The sequence below is a fragment of the Streptomyces sp. NRRL S-37 genome, from assembly GCF_000721605.1.
In the GTDB taxonomy this organism is placed as follows: Bacteria; Actinomycetota; Actinomycetes; order Streptomycetales; family Streptomycetaceae; genus Streptomyces.
This window is the reverse complement of record NZ_JOIZ01000002.1, coordinates 292,416-308,494: the sequence shown is the minus strand read 5'-3', so window position 1 is coordinate 308,494 and position 16,079 is coordinate 292,416. Positions and strand designations below refer to the sequence as shown.

Below are 16,079 nucleotides of genomic sequence, written 5' to 3'. Positions count from 1 at the left end.
GTCGGCACCGGCTGCGCGCACCGCCGTCAGCGGGCGGCCAGGCGGCGGGCCGCCTCCTTCACGGACGCGCGCAGCCGGGCACGGTCGTCCGCCTCCCCGCCGACCAGGATGCGGCGCATCTGCGGGACGACGGCCGTCCAGTTGGCCAGCGCGGTCAGCAGGAACAGCAGGTCGCCGGCCGGGATGGCGTCGGTGACGACGCCCCGCTCCTGGCCGTCCCGGAGCAGGGCGACCTTGCGGACGTAGTGCTCCTGGCGTTCGCCCTCGTGGGGCAGCTCGTCGGTGCCGTACTCCAGGCCCTCCCAGAAGAGCAGGCGCAGCAGTTCGGGGTGGGCGGCGTGGTAGTCCATCAGCCGGTCGACCCAGCCCTCGATGTCGTCCGGGTCGACGGGGACGGACTCGGCGAGGTCCAGCATCTTCCGCTCCAGGACGATCGCGAACAGCTCCGCCTTGTTGCCGAAGTAGGCGTAGATGAGCTGCTTGTTGGCCTTCGCCTCGGCCGCGATGCGGTCGATGCGGGCGCCGGCGATGCCGTGGCGGGCGAACTCTGCGACCGCCGCCTCGAAGATCCGGGCCTTGGTGGCCTCGGGGTCCCTGACTGCCATGAGGACAGGGTAACCAACTGTTTGGTTGACAGGGAATCCGGCGGAAGTCCAGACTGTTCCCTCATCAGCCAACCAACCAGTTAGTTGTTAGAGCAGGCTCGAAGGGGTATCCCGCTCATGTCCTCAGCGCCCAGCGCCACCGGCCGGTCCGCCCGCAGGCCACCGGTCACCACTCCCGATCGGCATCCGGGTCCGGGCCCGTCCCGCGGCTCCGGTGCGTTCCTCACGCTCATCGCCGTGTGCACCGCGGTCACGGCCGCCAACATCTACCTCGCCGCGCCCCTGCTCTCCCTGATCGCCCGCGACTTCGGCTCCACGTCGTCGGCCGTGGCCTGGATCGCCTCGGTCGCCCAGCTCGGGTACGCCGTCGGCCTGCTCTTCTTCGCCCCGCTCGGCGACACCGCCGACCGGCGCCGGCTGGTCACCGTCCTCACCCTGGTCACCACCGTGGCCCTGCTCGCCGCCGCCGTCGCCCCCGGCACGGGCGCACTGGCGGCCGCCGTGTTCGTCGCCTCGGCCGGGACCGTCGTACCGCAGCTCCTCGTCCCGCTGGTCGCCGAACGCGCCCCCGCCGCCCGCCGCGCCCGCCATGTCGCGGCCGTGATCGCCGGCCTGTTCACCGGCATCGTCGCGGCCCGGGTCCTCGGCGGTCTCGCCGGGGAGGCCTTCGGCTGGCGGTGGGTGTTCGCGGGCGCGGCCGTCCTCACGCTCACTCTGGGCATCGCCACCGCCCTGGTCCTGCCGTCCGGACGGCGCCGCCGCGACGGCTCGCTGTTCGGCGGCCTCGCCGCGCTGCCCGGGCTGCTGCGCCGCTCGCCCGACCTGTGGCGCGCGTCGGTGCGCCAGGCGGGGATGTTCGGCGCGTGGAGCGCCCTGTGGACCTCGCTCGCCCTGCTGCTGACGGGCCCGGCCTACGGCCTGTCCACCGCCACCGCCGGACTGTTCGGGCTCTTCGGGCTCGCGGCGAGCGCGGTGGCACCGCTGGCGGGCGGGCTGGTCGACCGTTTCGGCGCCGCCCGGGTCGTACGGAGTGCGTATCTGCTCGCGGCCGTCTCCGTGCCGCTGTTCTGGCTGGGCGGGCAGGTCGTCTGGGCGCTGTTCGTCGCCGCGGTCGCGATCCACGCGGCCCTGGTCGCCTCCCACGTCGCCAACCAGACCCTCGCCCTGACCACCACCTCCAGCCCGGCCGTCGCCAACACGGCCTATGTCGTCTCCGGCTTCGCCGGCGGCGCCACCGCCTCGGCCCTCGCGGGCAGCGCCTTCACCCACTTCGGCTGGAGCGGGGTGTCGGCGGTGGCGGCGGTCTGGCTGGCGCTGGGATGGGGGAGCACGGCGGTACGGCGGTGAGGGTGGTGCCGGCGGTGGCGGCCGTCGCCGTACGGCTCGCCCCTCCACCGGTGACGGAGCCACACGCCGCCGGGCGGTGAGGTTCCGCCTCACCGCCCGGCGCGTCCGGCGTACGCCGTGTCAGAGCCGGGTGACGTCCAGCTCCCCGGCGGCGTACTGCCTGCGCAGCACCTTCTTGTCGAACTTGCCGACGCTGGTCTTCGGCACTGCCGCGATCACCGTCCAGCGCTCCGGGAGCTGCCACTTGGCGATCTTTCCCTCCTCCTGGAGGAAGGACCGCAGGGTGGTGAAGTCGGCGGTGGAGCCCTCCTTGAGGACGACCGTGGCCAGCGGGCGCTCGCCCCACTTGTCGTCCGGGACGGCGACGACGGCGGCCTCGGCGACGTCCGGGTGGGACATCAGCGCGTTCTCCAGCTCGACCGAGGAGATCCACTCGCCGCCGGACTTGATGACGTCCTTGGCGCGGTCGGTGAGGGTGAGGAAGCCGTCGGGGGAGATGGTGCCCACGTCGCCGGTCTTCAGCCAGCCGTCCTCGCTGAACTTGTCGGCGGGGCGCAGGGGTTCGGCGTCGGGACCGTTGTAGTAGGCGCCGGCGATCCACGCGCCGCGCACCTCCAGCTCGCCGGCCGACTCGCCGTCCCAGGGGAGGCGTTCGCCGCCGGGGCCGGTGAGGCGGGCCTCGACGCCGGCCGGGAAGCGGCCCTGGGTCAGCCGGTAGGCGAACTCCTCCTCGGTGCCCACGGCGTGGGCCGGCGGGCGGGCGATGGTGCCGAGCGGGGAGGTCTCCGTCATGCCCCAGGCGTGGCAGACCCGCATGCCCAGCTTGTCGAACGCCTCCATCAGGGCGGGCGGGCAGGCGGAGCCGCCGATGGTGACCTGGGTGAGGGAGGAGACGTCCCGCGGCCTGGCGGTCAGTTCGGCGAGCAGGCCCTGCCAGATGGTGGGGACGGCGGCGGCGTGGGTCGGCCGCTCGGCCTCGATCATCTCGGCGAGCGGGGCGGGCTGCAGGAAGCGGTCCGGCATCAGCATGTTGACGCCGGTCATGAAGGTGGCGTGCGGCAGGCCCCAGGCGTTGACGTGGAACTGCGGGACCACGACCAGCGAGGTGTCCTGGTCGGTCAGGCCCATCGACTGCGCCATGTTGACCTGCATGGAGTGCAGGTAGATGGAGCGGTGGCTGTAGATCACGCCCTTGGGGTCGCCGGTGGTGCCGGAGGTGTAGCACATGGCGGCGGCGGCGCGCTCGTCCAGCTCCGGCCAGTCGTAGGCGACGGGATGCCCGGCGAGCAGGTCCTCGTACTCGTGCACCCGCGCGGTGGCGTCCGCCAGCGCGGAACGGTCTCCGGGGCCGGAGACGACCACGTGCTCGACGGTCTTGAGGTGCGGCAGCAGGGGCGCGAGGAGCGGGATCAGCGAACCGTTGACGATGATCACCCGGTCGGCGGCGTGGTTGACGATCCACGCGAGCTGCTCGGCCGGCAGGCGGAGGTTCAAGGTGTGGAGGACGGCACCCATGGAGGGGATCGCGAAGTACGCCTCGACGTGCTCGGCGTTGTTCCACATCAGGGTGGCGACCCGGTCGTCGCCGGTGACGCCGAGGTCGTCGCGCAGGGCGTGGGCCAGCTGGGCCGCCCGGGCGCCGATCTCCGCGTAGGAACGGCGGTGCGGTGCGCCCTCGCCGGTCCAGGTGGTCACCTGCGAGGTGCCGTGGATCGTCGACCCGTGGGTCAGGATCCTCGAGATCAGCAGCGGTACGTCCTGCATGGTGCTCAGCACGGCGTCCTCCTGGGCGACATTGCCTGCGGGGCGGTAAGAGTTGCGCCGATTCTGCGCACATACCGCGCGGTATGTCACTAGGGGAGCGAATGATCGATCACGCCGCGTCGGCGGACCGGAGCGTGTCAGCCGCGGACGAGCCCCAGTTCGGCGTCCTCGCGGAGCTTGCCGAGCGCCCTCGACACGGCCGACTTCACCGTGCCCACCGAGACGCCGAGCACCTCGGCCGTCTGCGCCTCGCTGAGGTCCTCGTAGTACCGCAGCACGACCATCGCCCGCTGCCGCGCGGGCAGCCGCATGATCGCCCGCCACATCGCGTCACGCAGCGCCTGCTGCTCGGCCGGGTCGTCGCCGCCGGGCACCGGGTCGGGCTCGGGCAGCTCGTCGCAGGTGAACTCGTCGACCTTGCGCTTGCGCCACTGCGAGGTGCGCGTGTTCAGCAGCGCCCGGCGCACGTAGCCGTCGAGCGCCCGGTGGTCCTCTATGCGCTCCCAGGCGACGTACGTCTTGGTGAGCGCGGTCTGCAGCAGGTCCTCCGCGTCGCTCGGGTTCCCGGTCAGCGACCGGGCGGTACGCAGGAGCACCGGCTGGCGAGCCCTCATGTACGACGAGAACGACGGGTACGGGAGGGTCTGCGCCGCTGTCGCTGGAGTGGCGGCTTTCGAAGCGCTGGTGCAGACGGGTGTGGTCATGGCTCCACGCTATGAGCGGGGCCGGTCCGGCGGATCGCCCGCAGGTCCCGAAGGCACGTCCCCCTCAGGTTGTAGGGGTGGGGCCGGCTGCACCTCCTGAAGGTGGACCGGTGGGTGAGGGGTACTGCGGGTCGGACCCCGAGGGAGCGCCCCTGGAACGACCGGGCGACGACACCGAAGCACCGCCGCCCGGACGCCCCGCACCCCACGAAGCACGCCCGCACGGTCAGGGCGCCGGCCTCACCACAGCGGGGTGAAGACGATGGCCACGTTGTCGTTGCCCTGGTTGACGGCCGTGAAGGCGGAGCCGGTGACCTGGGCGGTGTTGTTCTGGTTCGTGGCGCCGGCTCCGGTGGCCTGCTGCTGCGTGGTGGCCGAGTTGCCGAAGTTGTCGCCGCCGACACCGCTGCCCAGGGCGTCGTTCTCGGAACTGGTGGCCGTCGCGTTCGATCCGTCGTCCGCGAGGGCGCCGCCGTCCGCCGCCGCGACGCCGGTGAAGAGGGCGGCCGCGAGCGGCAGGGCGGAGACCGCGGCGATGACGCGGGCGGTACGGATGCTTGCCATGGTGTGTTCCCTCCAGAACAAGGACGCACCGGCTCATGACCGTGTGCGGCTCATGACCGTGCGTGTGTGAAGTACGGCTGTTACCAGGGAAGTTGTCCCCCCGCCCCGGCGCTGTGGACGACGTCGCGAGATCAAGGCTGCCCGGGGAAACCCTCGCGAACCACCCTGGACACCGTTATTCGCACGCAAGTGTGACGACAAGGCGATAAACCCTGACGCGCCCCTTGAATCCCACCCTTTTCCTAGGGGAGAACCCCGCCCCGCTCCCGTAAGGGATGAAGCGTTCCGCCATCCCCGCCACCCGCCGCCCCCGCCCCGGCACGACGGACAGCCCCCTTCCCTTGCTCGAACATTCGTACGAAAATAGAGGCATGGCCACCACCGACCGGCAGGCCGCGACCCTGGCCCTCGCACACGCCCTGTCAGCCGCCGAACGCGGACTGGCCGTCATCCCCCTGTCCCGGACGAAACTCCCGGCCCTGCGCTCCCCGCACCGCGACGACCCGGAGCCGTCAGGTCCGCCCTGCCGCGGCGAATGCGGCCGCTTCGGCCACGGCATCCACGATGCCTCCACCGATCCCGCCCGCATCCGCGCACTGTTCGCCGCCGCACCCCGCGCCACCGGCTACGGCATCGCCTGCGGACTGCCCCCGCACCACCTCATCGGCGTCGACCTGGACATCAAGACCGGTACGGACTCGTTCGCCGCCCTGCGCGAACTGGCCCGGCGCCACCTGTTCACGATCCCCGCCACGGTGATCGTCCTCACCCCGAGCGGCGGCCGTCACCTGTGGCTGAGCGGCCCGCCGGACGTCGTCGTCCCCAACTCCGCGGGCCGGCTGGCCCCCGGCATCGACATCCGGGGCGCCGGCGGCTATCTCGTCGGCCCCGGTTCCCACACCGACCACGGCCCGTACACCACCGCCCCGGGCACCGCGCGTCTGGCCCCGGCGCCCTGTCCGCCCGCCCTTCTGCGCCTGCTCCTCCCACCGCCCCGCGCCCACCACCCGGCGTCCCCACCGGCCGACGGACACGGCCGGGGCCTGGTCCAGTTCGTCCTCGCGGCACACGAGGGCCAGCGCAACACCCGCCTGTTCTGGGCGGCCTGCCGCGCCTACGAGGACGGAATCGGCCCGGCTCTGGTAACCCCCTTGGTAGACGCGGCCCTCAGCACCGGCCTGTCCGAACACGAAGCCCGCGCGACGATCGCGTCGGCGGCACGGCTGGCGGGGCACCGCCCCTGACCATCCCTCGCCCGTCACCCATGCCGCCCTGTTCCCCCACGAAAACCGAAAGACCCCGATGCACCACCGCCCTAAAGTGCCGACCATGTCGCTCGCCCGTGTCCTCCTCCACTCCGGCCGCCCGGTCGACCTCTCCGAGCTGCGGATGTCGTCGACGTACGGCGGAATGCTCGAGGGCTATCCGTGCAAACCCCTCAACGACCGGAAGATCGACCGGCTGCTCCGGTCCGCCGAGCGCGACTTCCCCGGCGCTCCGGTCCACCTGATCCCGCCCCCGCGCGAGTACCCCGACCAGTACGCGGGTGCCTTCGGCCCCGTGGAGGTGCTGCCCGCCGTGACGTGCGTCGGCAGCTTCCGGTCCGAGGCGCTCGACCCGGCCTATGACCGCTCCCGCCTCACCGTCGTCTGGTTCCAGCCCTCCCCGCGCGTACCGTCCGGCTGTGAAGCGGAGCCCTCACTGCGGGACCTGCCCTAGGAACGACTGGCCGAGGACGAAGAGTTCTAGAGACCGGCGCTCGGACCCGCTCCGGGCGCGTGAGGTGACGGTTCCGCGAGGTGATGCACACGTACGGAGTGGCGGCAGCCTGAACGTCATCACACGTACGGGTGAGTGTCGAGGCCCGTCGCCGGGGTACGAAGCCGCTGCCCCGGCCTCCGCGAAGGCCACCCCCGTCGAAGGCGCGAGAGGGGAAAAGGCCTGGTGGCAGGAGATCGCGCGAAAGAAAACGATGCCGCGGGAGACCTTTTCGATCATCTGCTGTCAGTGGTGTGCGCGTGTCTACAGCGACCTAAACGTCCTGATTGTTCAGAATGTTGCCTACTGCCCCAGTTGAAACTATGAAGTTTCATTGCCGAGGAGCATGACATGCAGGTTCGCAGGTGGCTCCCAGACCAGCCCACTCGTATCGGCCGTCACGACTGGCCGGACGAGGGGGACAACGGAACGCACATGCGGCTGCGGGCCGGCTCCATCGTGGTACTGGACCGGCAGGGGTGGCGGATCCTGGAGATCAACGGCTACCCGAGCAACTGGTGGCCGGAATCCTACGAGAAGGCGTGGCGTGACCACGTGGAACTGTGGTGGCACGCCAACGAACTGCGCCGGGCCAACAACCAGGCGGTCAAACCGGCCCCCGAGCGGGCCGAGTTCTACAAACGCCCGGTGGTGCTGGTGCTGCGCAACGAGAACCTGCCCCGTTCCACACCGAAGCACTGGTGCGCTCCCGCCAGCCACGACTGGCGGGTCCTCCCCGAGCACTACGCCGTCTGCCGCGCCTGCGGCGAGCTGCCGCCCTGCCACCACGGGGAGTACCGCTGGGAGGGCGGCCCCCGCTGGCCGGAGCAGGACGGCGGTATCCCGCTCATGGTGCCGGAGGGCTGCTGCATGGGATGCGCCGAGCCGATCCGCCCCCGGGTGCGGACCGTGCGCTTCCCGGGCCCGAACCTCTGGTACCCGGACCTGGGGGAGGACACGGCCGTCTTCCACGCCCGCACGGCCTGCGCCGACCAGGTCGACCGTTACCGCATGCAGTGGCAGGCCGAGTACAACCCGCGCTCCTCCGCCCACTCCGCCACGCCCTCGTTCCCGGGTTTCGAGCACTTCGTACTCCCCCGCACACGCCACGCGCCGGACGTGTCCCCGCACGACCGGCGGACCCCCCAGGACCCGCACCGGCCGGAAGCGGAGGAATGCTCCTCCGTGACCGGCGACTTCGGCGCCTTCCCCGCCCCGTTCGACGGACGCCGGACGGACCCGGGGACCGGCACACCGCCGACCGCCCCGCCGGCACCCCCGGCCGCCCCGCCGACGCCCGCGGCCTCCGGCACACCCGCGGCGGACCCGGCGGCGCCAGCGCCTCTTCCCACGGTTCCCGCGGTTCCTGCGGTTCCCGCGACCGGTATGAGCGTGCCCGCCACCGCGCCGGCCGAGGCGCCCGCACCCACCGCCCCTTCCCTCGAAGGCCTCGGGCCGGCCCTCCGGTCCGCGCAGGAACTGGACCTGGTGCTGGCGGGCAGCCCGTCCTTCCACAACGCCGAGCAGGCGGCCCGGGTGATCGAGGAACTCACCGCCGCGGTCCGCAACATCGCGCTCTGCCTGAACAACCCGTCCGCACGCGAACGCCCCTGACCCGGGCCGGACGGCCGCGAGCACCCGAGCGGAACCGTCATCGCGCCCACTGCGCCGAGGGCCCGCCGTCTCCCTCCCCGGCCGGCGGGTTCCCGCGCGGGTACGTCGTCCGGCACGGCCGAGCGGACGAAGCCGCGGCACCTGATGGCCGCCCGGCGGGGGACCGGCCGGCACCGGGATGGGAGCCGGGGAGAGTGGCGGGTCGAGGAGGATCTTCCGCCCCGGAAGGAAATCGTGTCGGAAGTCCGGTCCAGGTTGGCCCTGTGAACCACAGCCGTTCCCACACCGGGGCGCCCCACGAACCCGACTTGCCGCCCTACCAGGTGGTCCTGGCGGAAACCGACTGGGGCTCACTCCAGACGGCTTTCGGGAACGGTGAGGACCTTCCCGCACTTCTGGCACGGCTGTTGGAGCCGGATCCCAAGGTTCAGGTCACCGCCTTGTCGGAGCTGGGTGAACTGGTCAGCCACCAGAACACCATCTACGAAGCCACCGCCCCCGTCGCCCTGTATGTCGCCGGCATCCTCAGCCACCCGGCGGCCATGACCCTCCGGCCCTATCGCAGCGCCCCCATCCGCGCGACGCTGTTGAACTGGCTGGTTTCCACGGCCTACGACGCCTCCGACGAGATCGTCGGCCGCACGGAGCGGTACTTCCCCGGATTCCTCACCCCCGACACCACCGTGACGGCCTTCCGGGACCTGCGCCCGATGCTCTACCGGGCCGTCGCGCCCTTCCTCCAGGACAGCCACGAGGACGTGCGCGAAGCCGCCGTCATCGCCGCGCTCATCCTCGCCGAGCACCCCGCGCTCGCCGAGCACCGCGATCACCTCGCCGCGCATGCGTACCTCGTCCTGGACACCAGCGCCGACGCCCCCAACCGGCGCGTCGCCCGGAAAGCACTCGAAGCATGGGGCCACAGCGTCCCCGGCCCTGAACCTCTCCCGGAGGAGCCCTGGGACCGGGGGCCGCACAGCGATGGCCGCGGCGATCTCGAACCTCCCTTCTGACCACTGCGCGCACGTGCCCCGGCCGTGCCCGGCCGAGCGGGAAGCCATGGGGACCGCGGCCAGCCGCGGAGAACCGAGCACGAGAACGGCCCCTGACCGAATTACCAGGTCAGGGGCCGTTCTCATTGCTCATCGCGCGGAGGCGGTGGGATTTGAACCCACGGTGACATCGCTGCCACGACGGTTTTCAAGACCGTTCCCTTCGGCCGCTCGGGCACGCCTCCCCGCACCGGCCGGTGATCGGCGGCGCGGGGACAAGGGTAACGGGTCCGGGGTCCGCGGGTGAGGTCAGCTGTCGCCCACGCGGGAGCCCAGGGTGAGCTCCGTGGTGCGTTCCTTGCCGTCGCGCTCGTAGGTGATCGTGACCTCGTCGCCCGGCTTGTGGGTCCAGATCTCGCCGATCAGGGTGGGGCCGGAGTCGATGACCCGGTCGTCGAGCTTGGTGATGACGTCACCGGGCCGCAGGCCCGCCTTGTCGGCGGGGCCGCCGGGGTCGACGGGCTCGGAGCTGCCCGCGCCCTGCTCGGTGATCTTCGCGCCGCCCGCCGCGTCCTCCAGGGAGACCGACGCGCCGATCTTGGCGTACACCGGCTTGCCCGTCCTGATCAGTTCCTGAGCGACGTACTTGGCCTGGTTGATCGGGATGGCGAAGCCCAGGCCGATCGAGCCGGCCTGCCCGGTGCCGAAGCCGCCGTTGCTGGTGGACTGGATCGCGGAGTTGATGCCGATCACGTTGCCCTGCGCGTCGAGCAGCGGGCCGCCGGAGTTGCCCGGGTTGATGGACGCGTCGGTCTGCAGGGCGCTCATGTAGGAGGCCTGGTTGCCGCTGCCGTCGCTGGAGGCGACCGGGCGGTTCTTCGCGCTGATGATGCCCGTCGTGACCGTGTTGGACAGGCCGAAGGGCGCGCCGATCGCGATCGTCGAGTCGCCGACGGCCACCTGGTCGGAATTGCCCAGGGGGAGGGGATCGAGGTCCGAGGGGGCGTTGTTCAGCTTGATGACCGCGACGTCGTAGCCCTGTGCGTGGCCGACCACCTCGGCGTCGTACTTCTTGCCGTCGGGGAAGGCCGCCGTCACCTTGCCGCCGTCGACGGCCTCGGCCACGACGTGGTTGTTGGTGACGATGTGGCCCTCTTTGTCGAAGACGAAGCCCGTGCCGGTGCCGCCCTCGCCGCTGCTGCTCTCGGCCTCGATGGTGACCGTGCTCGGCAGCGCCTTGGCGGCCACGGCGGCGACCGTGCCCGGGTCGCGCTTCACGTTGCCGCCGCTGGTGGACGCCGAGACGGTCGTCGAGCCGTTGCCGTCGTTCTCCTTGGCCAGCGTGTAGCCGAGACCGCCGCCCGCGCCGCCCGCGACCAGCGCGGCCACCAGGACCGCGGCGAGCAGACGGCCGCGCCCGCCGCCGTTCTTCGGCGCGGGGTGCTGCTGGTAGGAGGAACCCCAGCCGCCCGGACCGTGCCCGGCACCACCGTCGCCGCCGCCGTACGACGGGGTGGACGGCGGCGGGGGCGGGGGCCAGGAGGCGTCAGGGGCGGAGGAAGAAGGGGCGGGGTCCGGGTTTCCGTGGGCGCCGTGCGGGCCCCAGCCGGTCTCGCCCACCGGGGTGTGAGGGGCGGAGCCGTATCCCTGGTCCGCGTTCCGCACGGACGCCTGCGGCGGTGCGGACGGGGCCGGGTCCGGAGCCGCTCCCGGGGCCGGGTGCGCCGGAGCAGCGGGAGCATCCACCGGCGCGGGCGGCGGTGCGGACGGCGCCGGGGGTACCGCGGTGCCCTCGTTCTCGGTGCTCACAGCTTCTCTCCTCGATCCACGGCTGTTGTTGTCGGTCACGCTCGTTCACGCCCGTCCACGGGTCCGGCGCGACGCGGCTGTGCATGCCTTTTTGTATGACGTCAGCTTTTCCCACGGGCCGTCAGGGCACCATAAGCCGTTCCTGTGGGTCCGGGGCCATTCTTTATATAGGGCATTACTCACTTAAGGCGCACCACTCGATGCCTCCGACCGGACGGCGACACCGTTCACCCCACTCCTGGCACCCGTCTACCCGTGCACGGTGGCACCATGACGCGGTGACCCACGCACGGCAGCACCCGATCCGAGTCGTCGCGCACCGCGGGGCCTCCGAGGACGCCCCCGAGCACACCCTGGCCGCATATCGCAAAGCGATCGAGGACGGCGCGGACGCGCTCGAATGCGATGTGCGCCTGACCGCCGACGGTCACCTCGTGTGCGTTCACGACCGTCGCGTCAACCGTACGTCCAACGGGCGCGGTGCGGTGTCGGCGCTCGAGCTCTCCGATCTGGCCGCCCTGGACTTCGGCTCCTGGAAGAGCCGCGACGCCTTCGGGGGGCCACGCGTCGAGGAGCCCGACTGGGAGCACCGCCCGGAGGACCGGGAGGCCACCTCCGTCCTCACCCTGGAGCGGCTGCTGGAGCTGGTCTCCGACGCCGGGCGCCAGGTCGAACTGGCGATCGAGACCAAACACCCCACGCGGTGGGCGGGACAGGTGGAGGAGCGGCTGCTGCTCCTGCTCAAGCGGTTCGGCCTCGACGCGCCCGCCGCGGCGGAGGACTCCCCGGTACGCGTGATGAGCTTCTCCGCGCGGTCGCTACACCGCGTACACGCCGCCTCGCCGACGCTGCCCACGGTCCATCTGACGCAGTTCGTCTCACCGCGGCTGCGCGATGGACGCCTGCCCACCGGCGTGCGGATCGCGGGGCCCTCAATCCGCATCGTGCGCGGCCACCCCGCGTATATCGAGCGCCTGAGGCAGTCCGGGCACCAGGTGCACGTGTGGACCGTGAACGAGCCGGAGGACGTGGACCTCTGCGTACGTCTCGGCGTAGACGCCATCATCACCAACCGCCCCCGTGCGGTCCTCGATCAGCTCGGCCGCTGACCGCACGGCGCACCACCCACCCCACCGGCCCCAGGAGCAGTGCGCACGAGTCTTGACCTCGTGCCCGATCCCGGCGCATCCTCACATCTCGGCCACAGCGACGAAATCCAGCCACACGGCTACGGGGAGTGCTCCGGCGCGTTCGGTGCGTATTCGATCGCTTGGAGTGCGTCACCGCTCGCGGACCGACCGGTTTCCCGTTCGGGCCCATGGGGCATCCACACCGTGGCGTGGGGCGAAGGAGGTCTCGGGGGTGGCGTTGGTGGTGGCACAGGAGGTGCCCACGTCGTCGTGCATGGCCGTGCCCCATGGCCCTGCGGGCGTGGGGCAGGCGAGGCGCCGTATGCGCGCGCAGCTGCGCGACGGCGGGGTGGCGGACCCGGTCATCGACGATGCCGTACTGATTCTTTCCGAGCTGCTGAGCAACGCGTGCAGACACGGCCGGCCGCTCGGTGACGCCCTGGCCGGGGACGGGGACGTACGCGCCGCCTGGCGGGTGGACCCGTGCGGACGGCTCGTCGTGGAGGTCACGGACGGCGGCGGCCCGACCCGTCCGGCTCCGGCCACCCCGTCGGTCACGGCGCACGGCGGCCGGGGGCTGAACATCATCACCGCGCTGGCCGACGACTGGGGCGTACGCGACGAGGTGCCGGGCGAGGTCACGGTGTGGGTCGTCGTCCACGACGACGTGTACGACCCGGACGCCGGAACCGGGCACCGGCGCGAGGACTTCGCCGCACGGGTGGCGGCGCCCGCCGTTTCCCACGTGCCCGGGCTGGACTTCGCGGACGTCTTCGACGAGCTGGACTGAGTTCGACGAGCCGGACCGAGGGCGGCCCCGGCCGGGGGCGACGCCGGTCCGGCGCGGTGCCCGCGGTGTCCACAGGTCGGCACGTCGTCCACAGGTTCCCGTCGGTCGTGGCATGAACGGCTAGGCTCGCGCCCGTACGAGACGAGCCGTAACCGGGAGACACCCACGATGGCCAAGAAGCGACCCCAGACGAAGGCCAAGCGCCCGCAGCTCACGGACGGGCAGATCCCGGTCGTCGGCGCCCGCGAGCCCTGCCCGTGCGGCAGCGGCCGCCGTTACAAGGCCTGCCACGGCCGTGCCGCCGCGCACGCGGTGACCGAGCTGGTGCACCGCCCGTTCGAAGGCCTGCCGGGCGAGTGCGACTGGGTGGCGCTGCGCGAGCTGGTGCCGGCCGCCACCGTCGAACTGACGCTCAAGGACGGCCTGCCCGAGGGCGTCCCGTCGGTCACGCTGGCCACGGTGCTCCCGATGGCCTGGCCCGCCCTGCGCCGCGACGACGGCTCGGTCCTGCTCGGCCTGCAGAACGACACTTCCTCCGGCGACATCAGCCGCGATCTCGCCGACACCCTGCGGCGCGCGCTCACCGCCGACCCGGGCACTCCGGTGCAGGCCCGGCGCGCCCCCGCCGACGGGGTCCGGCTGCAGGACCTGCTCGACCCCGAGGGCGCTTTCGAGCCGGTCGTGCACAGCGGGTTCGAGTTCTGGGTCCCGGACTCGGAGAACGCCACGCCGGACGTCACCGCCTCCCTGGAGCGGGCCAACGCCGCGGCCATCCCGACCGTCAAGCTGTCGGGCGTGGACTCCGCGTACTGGTGCGAGACGCCCGAGAAGAACCATCTGCGGTGGGTCATGCCGCATCCCGAGGAGCAGCTTCTGGACGCTCTCGCGCGGTTGCACGCGGCGGGCGGCTCCTCGCTCGGTGAGGGCACCCGTCTCGTGGGCTCCTTCCGCGCTCACGGGCTCACCGTGCCGGTCTGGGACCTGCCCAGCGGGGTCGGCGCCGAGGACGTGGAGAAGCCGGCGGCCGAGTTCGCCGAGCGGCTCGCCGCCGCGCTGGCCACGGACGCGCCGCTGACCGCCGACGAGCGCCGTGCGCGCGGCGGCCTGACGAACCGCCAGGTCACGCTGAGCTGAGGTCCGGTCGCACACCCGGTTCCGCCGGTCGCCCGACCGGCGGAACCGCCCCGTCACGCACCATCGGCCTCCTGCGCAACTCCCGCCGCGTACAAGTCAGTCGGTGACCGGAAAGGCCGTGATCGAATTTGCGAACCGGCGATCTCTTGTTACCGTTCCCATAGCCCGGTTGCTGGTGCATCCCCCGTCGCCAGCAACCGGGTCTTTGCGTGTCGGCCACCGTTCACGGAGCGCGGTCACCCGTCAACCGCCCGTTGCCACAAGGGAGTTGCCTCCGGAGCGCAACGGCTGCGGTCCCCTTACGGCGCCGGCCCCGACCTCCGCGGCCGCCGTGCGGCACACGCGGCCACCCCGAGCGCACCGACCGCGCCGACCCGGCGTCCCGCGCGTGGCAGCCCGTCCCCGGCACGGTGCGTCCGCCGCCGGGTCCCCTGAGGCCGGGTACGGCGTCCCAGGCCCCGCCGGTGGCGTCGCGGTGGTGAGTCCGCGCCCCGGGATCCCGCCCTCGCGCCGGCACACGGGCCCGTGCCCCTGAGCCGTCGGGGAAGGCAAGGAGAGCACGGGGCGGCGCCGCGCGGCGGGCCGTGCGGAACCGGTGCGGTCCCCGGGCCCGGACGGGTGCACCCCGTCGGCGGCAGTGGCACCTCGACATCCCGTGCACAGCGGTCCGTACCGCACCGGTCGGCCCCGCGGGCGTGTCCCCGGCCCCGCCACGGCGGCACGCGACCGGGCGGGCCGCCACGGTACCCGTGAGGCGCGTGGGCACCCCGGTCCGGGAGGGAGGGGCCGCGCCCGGCCGGGACGCCGTGCGCGCACCCGCTACATCTCGGGCGCGCTCACACCCCTACGCGTGAGGGCGTCGACCACGGCGTCCACCACCGCCTCGACATCGGGCACCCACGGTGCGGCCGAGCCGGGCAGCGGCGCGCGTTCCCAGCGGATCTCGCCCTGCGCGGTCCCGGACGGGGGCAGCGCGAGGTAGCCGCCCTCACCGTGGAAGCGGAGGGAGCCGGGGACGAAGTCCTTGGCGTACAGCAGCTCGCCCAGCTGCTCCATGGAGTACGGCTTCACCAGGATCGACCAGCGGGCCGGCGCGGCGACGACCGGACCGAGCCGCATGCCGCGGCGGTCGAGCGCGGCGAGGGCGCGGGCGGCCGGCAGGGCGGGCAGGGACACCGCGCAGGGGGCCTTGCCTCCGGTGGCGAGGACGATCGGTGCCGTCGGCCGGTTGCCCCACCACCAGCGCACCATGCGCGCGTCGGTGGTGGCGGCGAGGAGGCCGGGGTCGAACGGGTGGGCACCCGGCACCGTGCACTCGGGGTCGGGGCAGACGCAGCGGGACCGGCCCTGCGGGTCCGCCGCCACGCCCGGGAGTACGGGCCACTGCCAGTCCGTGGCGAAGGTCAGGGCCGCGCCGATCAGATCGGGCCCTCCGTCGCCACGCCGGGACAGGAGCCTGCGTCGCCTTCCGAGGATCTCGCGCATGAGCGCTCGTTCCTTTCCGTTGCACGCCTGGCAACACCGTGGTCCAGATCACGCCATGTGTCGATCACTTCACTGTGCGTACCTATGGGCGCATCACACCCCCGTGCCGGGCAGGGGATACCCCTATGGGCCGAGCATGGGCTGCCTCCGCGGCCGTTCCACCCGTACCGCGTCTATCGGCAGTACGGGCGTGGCGTGGGGGTGGCGAAGTCTGGCGTTTGCCGTCGCGCGTGGTTCTCTCCGCCTCCGCCGCGGGAGGATGGGGCACGGTCGTCGGTGGTTAAGACGCCCGGGTCCGTCGCCAGGTTCCCGGGTGGTTCCCCACCACACCTGGCCTTCACCGAGTACGTACCCATCACGACCGTCGTGACGCTCCGTCGAGCAAA

Annotated in this window: 14 protein-coding genes and 1 tRNA gene; 8 read left to right on the top strand and 7 right to left on the bottom strand. The window is 72.4% G+C overall.

What is annotated here, in order from left to right:
• Nucleotides 1-26: 26 nt before the first annotated feature.
• Nucleotides 27-605, bottom strand: a complete 579-nt coding sequence (locus tag IH50_RS0103905) for a TetR family transcriptional regulator (RefSeq protein ID WP_030857226.1) — start codon at nt 603-605, stop codon at nt 27-29.
• Nucleotides 606-722: 117 nt separating this feature from the next.
• On the opposite strand from IH50_RS0103905, the gene IH50_RS0103900 reads away from it, so the two are divergent.
• Nucleotides 723-1,952 carry an MFS transporter gene (locus IH50_RS0103900; protein WP_030857224.1) on the top strand — a complete coding sequence of 410 codons (1,230 nt, stop codon included), beginning with the start codon at nt 723-725 and terminating at the stop codon, nt 1,950-1,952.
• 120 nt (nt 1,953-2,072) lie between these two features.
• Here IH50_RS0103900 and IH50_RS0103895 read toward each other — a convergent pair whose 3' ends face one another.
• The 3 genes from IH50_RS0103895 to IH50_RS0103885 form a co-directional block, all read right to left on the bottom strand.
• Nucleotides 2,073-3,716 (bottom strand): long-chain fatty acid--CoA ligase, encoded by a 1,644-nt coding sequence (locus tag IH50_RS0103895; RefSeq protein ID WP_063759462.1) that lies wholly within the window; start codon nt 3,714-3,716, stop codon nt 2,073-2,075.
• Nucleotides 3,717-3,853: 137 nt separating this feature from the next.
• Nucleotides 3,854-4,420, bottom strand: a complete 567-nt coding sequence (locus tag IH50_RS0103890; RefSeq protein ID WP_030857220.1) for a SigE family RNA polymerase sigma factor — start codon at nt 4,418-4,420, stop codon at nt 3,854-3,856.
• 240 nt (nt 4,421-4,660) lie between these two features.
• Nucleotides 4,661-4,984, bottom strand: coding sequence for a hypothetical protein (locus IH50_RS0103885; protein ID WP_030857218.1), 324 nt, complete (start codon nt 4,982-4,984; stop codon nt 4,661-4,663).
• 371 nt (nt 4,985-5,355) lie between these two features.
• Between IH50_RS0103885 and IH50_RS0103880 the strand changes: the two genes are divergently transcribed.
• The 4 genes from IH50_RS0103880 (at nt 5,356) to IH50_RS0103865 (ending at nt 9,366) form a co-directional block, all read left to right on the top strand.
• The gene (locus tag IH50_RS0103880) at nt 5,356-6,228 is read left to right on the top strand and encodes a bifunctional DNA primase/polymerase (RefSeq protein WP_030857216.1); all 873 of its coding nucleotides are present in this window, start codon (nt 5,356-5,358) and stop codon (nt 6,226-6,228) included.
• 85 nt (nt 6,229-6,313) lie between these two features.
• On the top strand, nt 6,314-6,703 hold the full coding sequence (locus IH50_RS0103875; protein ID WP_037871976.1) for a hypothetical protein: 390 nt from the start codon (nt 6,314-6,316) through the stop codon (nt 6,701-6,703).
• Between the two features lie 390 nt (nt 6,704-7,093).
• Nucleotides 7,094-8,356, top strand: a complete 1,263-nt coding sequence (locus IH50_RS0103870; protein ID WP_030857212.1) for a hypothetical protein — start codon at nt 7,094-7,096, stop codon at nt 8,354-8,356.
• 440 nt (nt 8,357-8,796) lie between these two features.
• On the top strand, nt 8,797-9,366 hold the full coding sequence (locus IH50_RS0103865; protein ID WP_234328075.1) for a hypothetical protein: 570 nt from the start codon (nt 8,797-8,799) through the stop codon (nt 9,364-9,366).
• 137 nt (nt 9,367-9,503) lie between these two features.
• On the opposite strand, the gene IH50_RS0103860 is transcribed toward IH50_RS0103865, so the two are convergent.
• Nucleotides 9,504-9,590 (bottom strand) — tRNA-Ser (locus tag IH50_RS0103860).
• Between the two features lie 64 nt (nt 9,591-9,654).
• Nucleotides 9,655-11,154 carry a S1C family serine protease gene (locus IH50_RS0103855; RefSeq protein WP_030857208.1) on the bottom strand — a complete coding sequence of 500 codons (1,500 nt, stop codon included), beginning with the start codon at nt 11,152-11,154 and terminating at the stop codon, nt 9,655-9,657.
• A gap of 278 nt (nt 11,155-11,432) precedes the next feature.
• Here IH50_RS0103855 and IH50_RS0103850 point away from each other — a divergent pair, with 278 nt between their 5' ends.
• From IH50_RS0103850 to IH50_RS0103840, 3 genes are all read left to right on the top strand, one after another.
• A complete protein-coding gene (locus tag IH50_RS0103850) occupies nt 11,433-12,263 on the top strand; it encodes a glycerophosphodiester phosphodiesterase (protein WP_030857206.1) in 831 nt (276 codons plus the stop codon).
• A gap of 166 nt (nt 12,264-12,429) precedes the next feature.
• On the top strand, nt 12,430-13,074 hold the full coding sequence (locus IH50_RS37415; protein WP_037871941.1) for an ATP-binding protein: 645 nt from the start codon (nt 12,430-12,432) through the stop codon (nt 13,072-13,074).
• Nucleotides 13,075-13,242: 168 nt separating this feature from the next.
• Entirely contained in the window at nt 13,243-14,208 is a 966-nt protein-coding gene (locus IH50_RS0103840) for a DUF5926 family protein (protein WP_030857203.1), read from the top strand.
• 819 nt (nt 14,209-15,027) lie between these two features.
• On the opposite strand, the gene IH50_RS0103835 is transcribed toward IH50_RS0103840, so the two are convergent.
• On the bottom strand, nt 15,028-15,693 hold the full coding sequence (locus IH50_RS0103835; RefSeq protein WP_030857201.1) for a bifunctional DNA primase/polymerase: 666 nt from the start codon (nt 15,691-15,693) through the stop codon (nt 15,028-15,030).
• Nucleotides 15,694-16,079: the final 386 nt, after the last annotated feature.

Excerpts from the sequence above, each read along its gene's own strand:
- IH50_RS0103905 (WP_030857226.1), bottom strand. The coding sequence starts at position 605 with ATGGCAGTCAGGGACCCCGAGGCCACCAAGGCCCGGATCTTCGAGGCG.
- IH50_RS0103900 (WP_030857224.1), top strand. The coding sequence starts at position 723 with ATGTCCTCAGCGCCCAGCGCCACCGGCCGGTCCGCCCGCAGGCCACCG.
- IH50_RS0103895 (WP_063759462.1), bottom strand. The coding sequence starts at position 3,716 with ATGCAGGACGTACCGCTGCTGATCTCGAGGATCCTGACCCACGGGTCG.
- IH50_RS0103890 (WP_030857220.1), bottom strand. The coding sequence starts at position 4,420 with ATGACCACACCCGTCTGCACCAGCGCTTCGAAAGCCGCCACTCCAGCG.
- IH50_RS0103885 (WP_030857218.1), bottom strand. The coding sequence starts at position 4,984 with ATGGCAAGCATCCGTACCGCCCGCGTCATCGCCGCGGTCTCCGCCCTG.
- IH50_RS0103880 (WP_030857216.1), top strand. The coding sequence starts at position 5,356 with ATGGCCACCACCGACCGGCAGGCCGCGACCCTGGCCCTCGCACACGCC.
- IH50_RS0103875 (WP_037871976.1), top strand. The coding sequence starts at position 6,314 with ATGTCGCTCGCCCGTGTCCTCCTCCACTCCGGCCGCCCGGTCGACCTC.
- IH50_RS0103870 (WP_030857212.1), top strand. The coding sequence starts at position 7,094 with ATGCAGGTTCGCAGGTGGCTCCCAGACCAGCCCACTCGTATCGGCCGT.
- IH50_RS0103840 (WP_030857203.1), top strand. The coding sequence starts at position 13,243 with ATGGCCAAGAAGCGACCCCAGACGAAGGCCAAGCGCCCGCAGCTCACG.
- IH50_RS0103835 (WP_030857201.1), bottom strand. The coding sequence starts at position 15,693 with ATGCGCGAGATCCTCGGAAGGCGACGCAGGCTCCTGTCCCGGCGTGGC.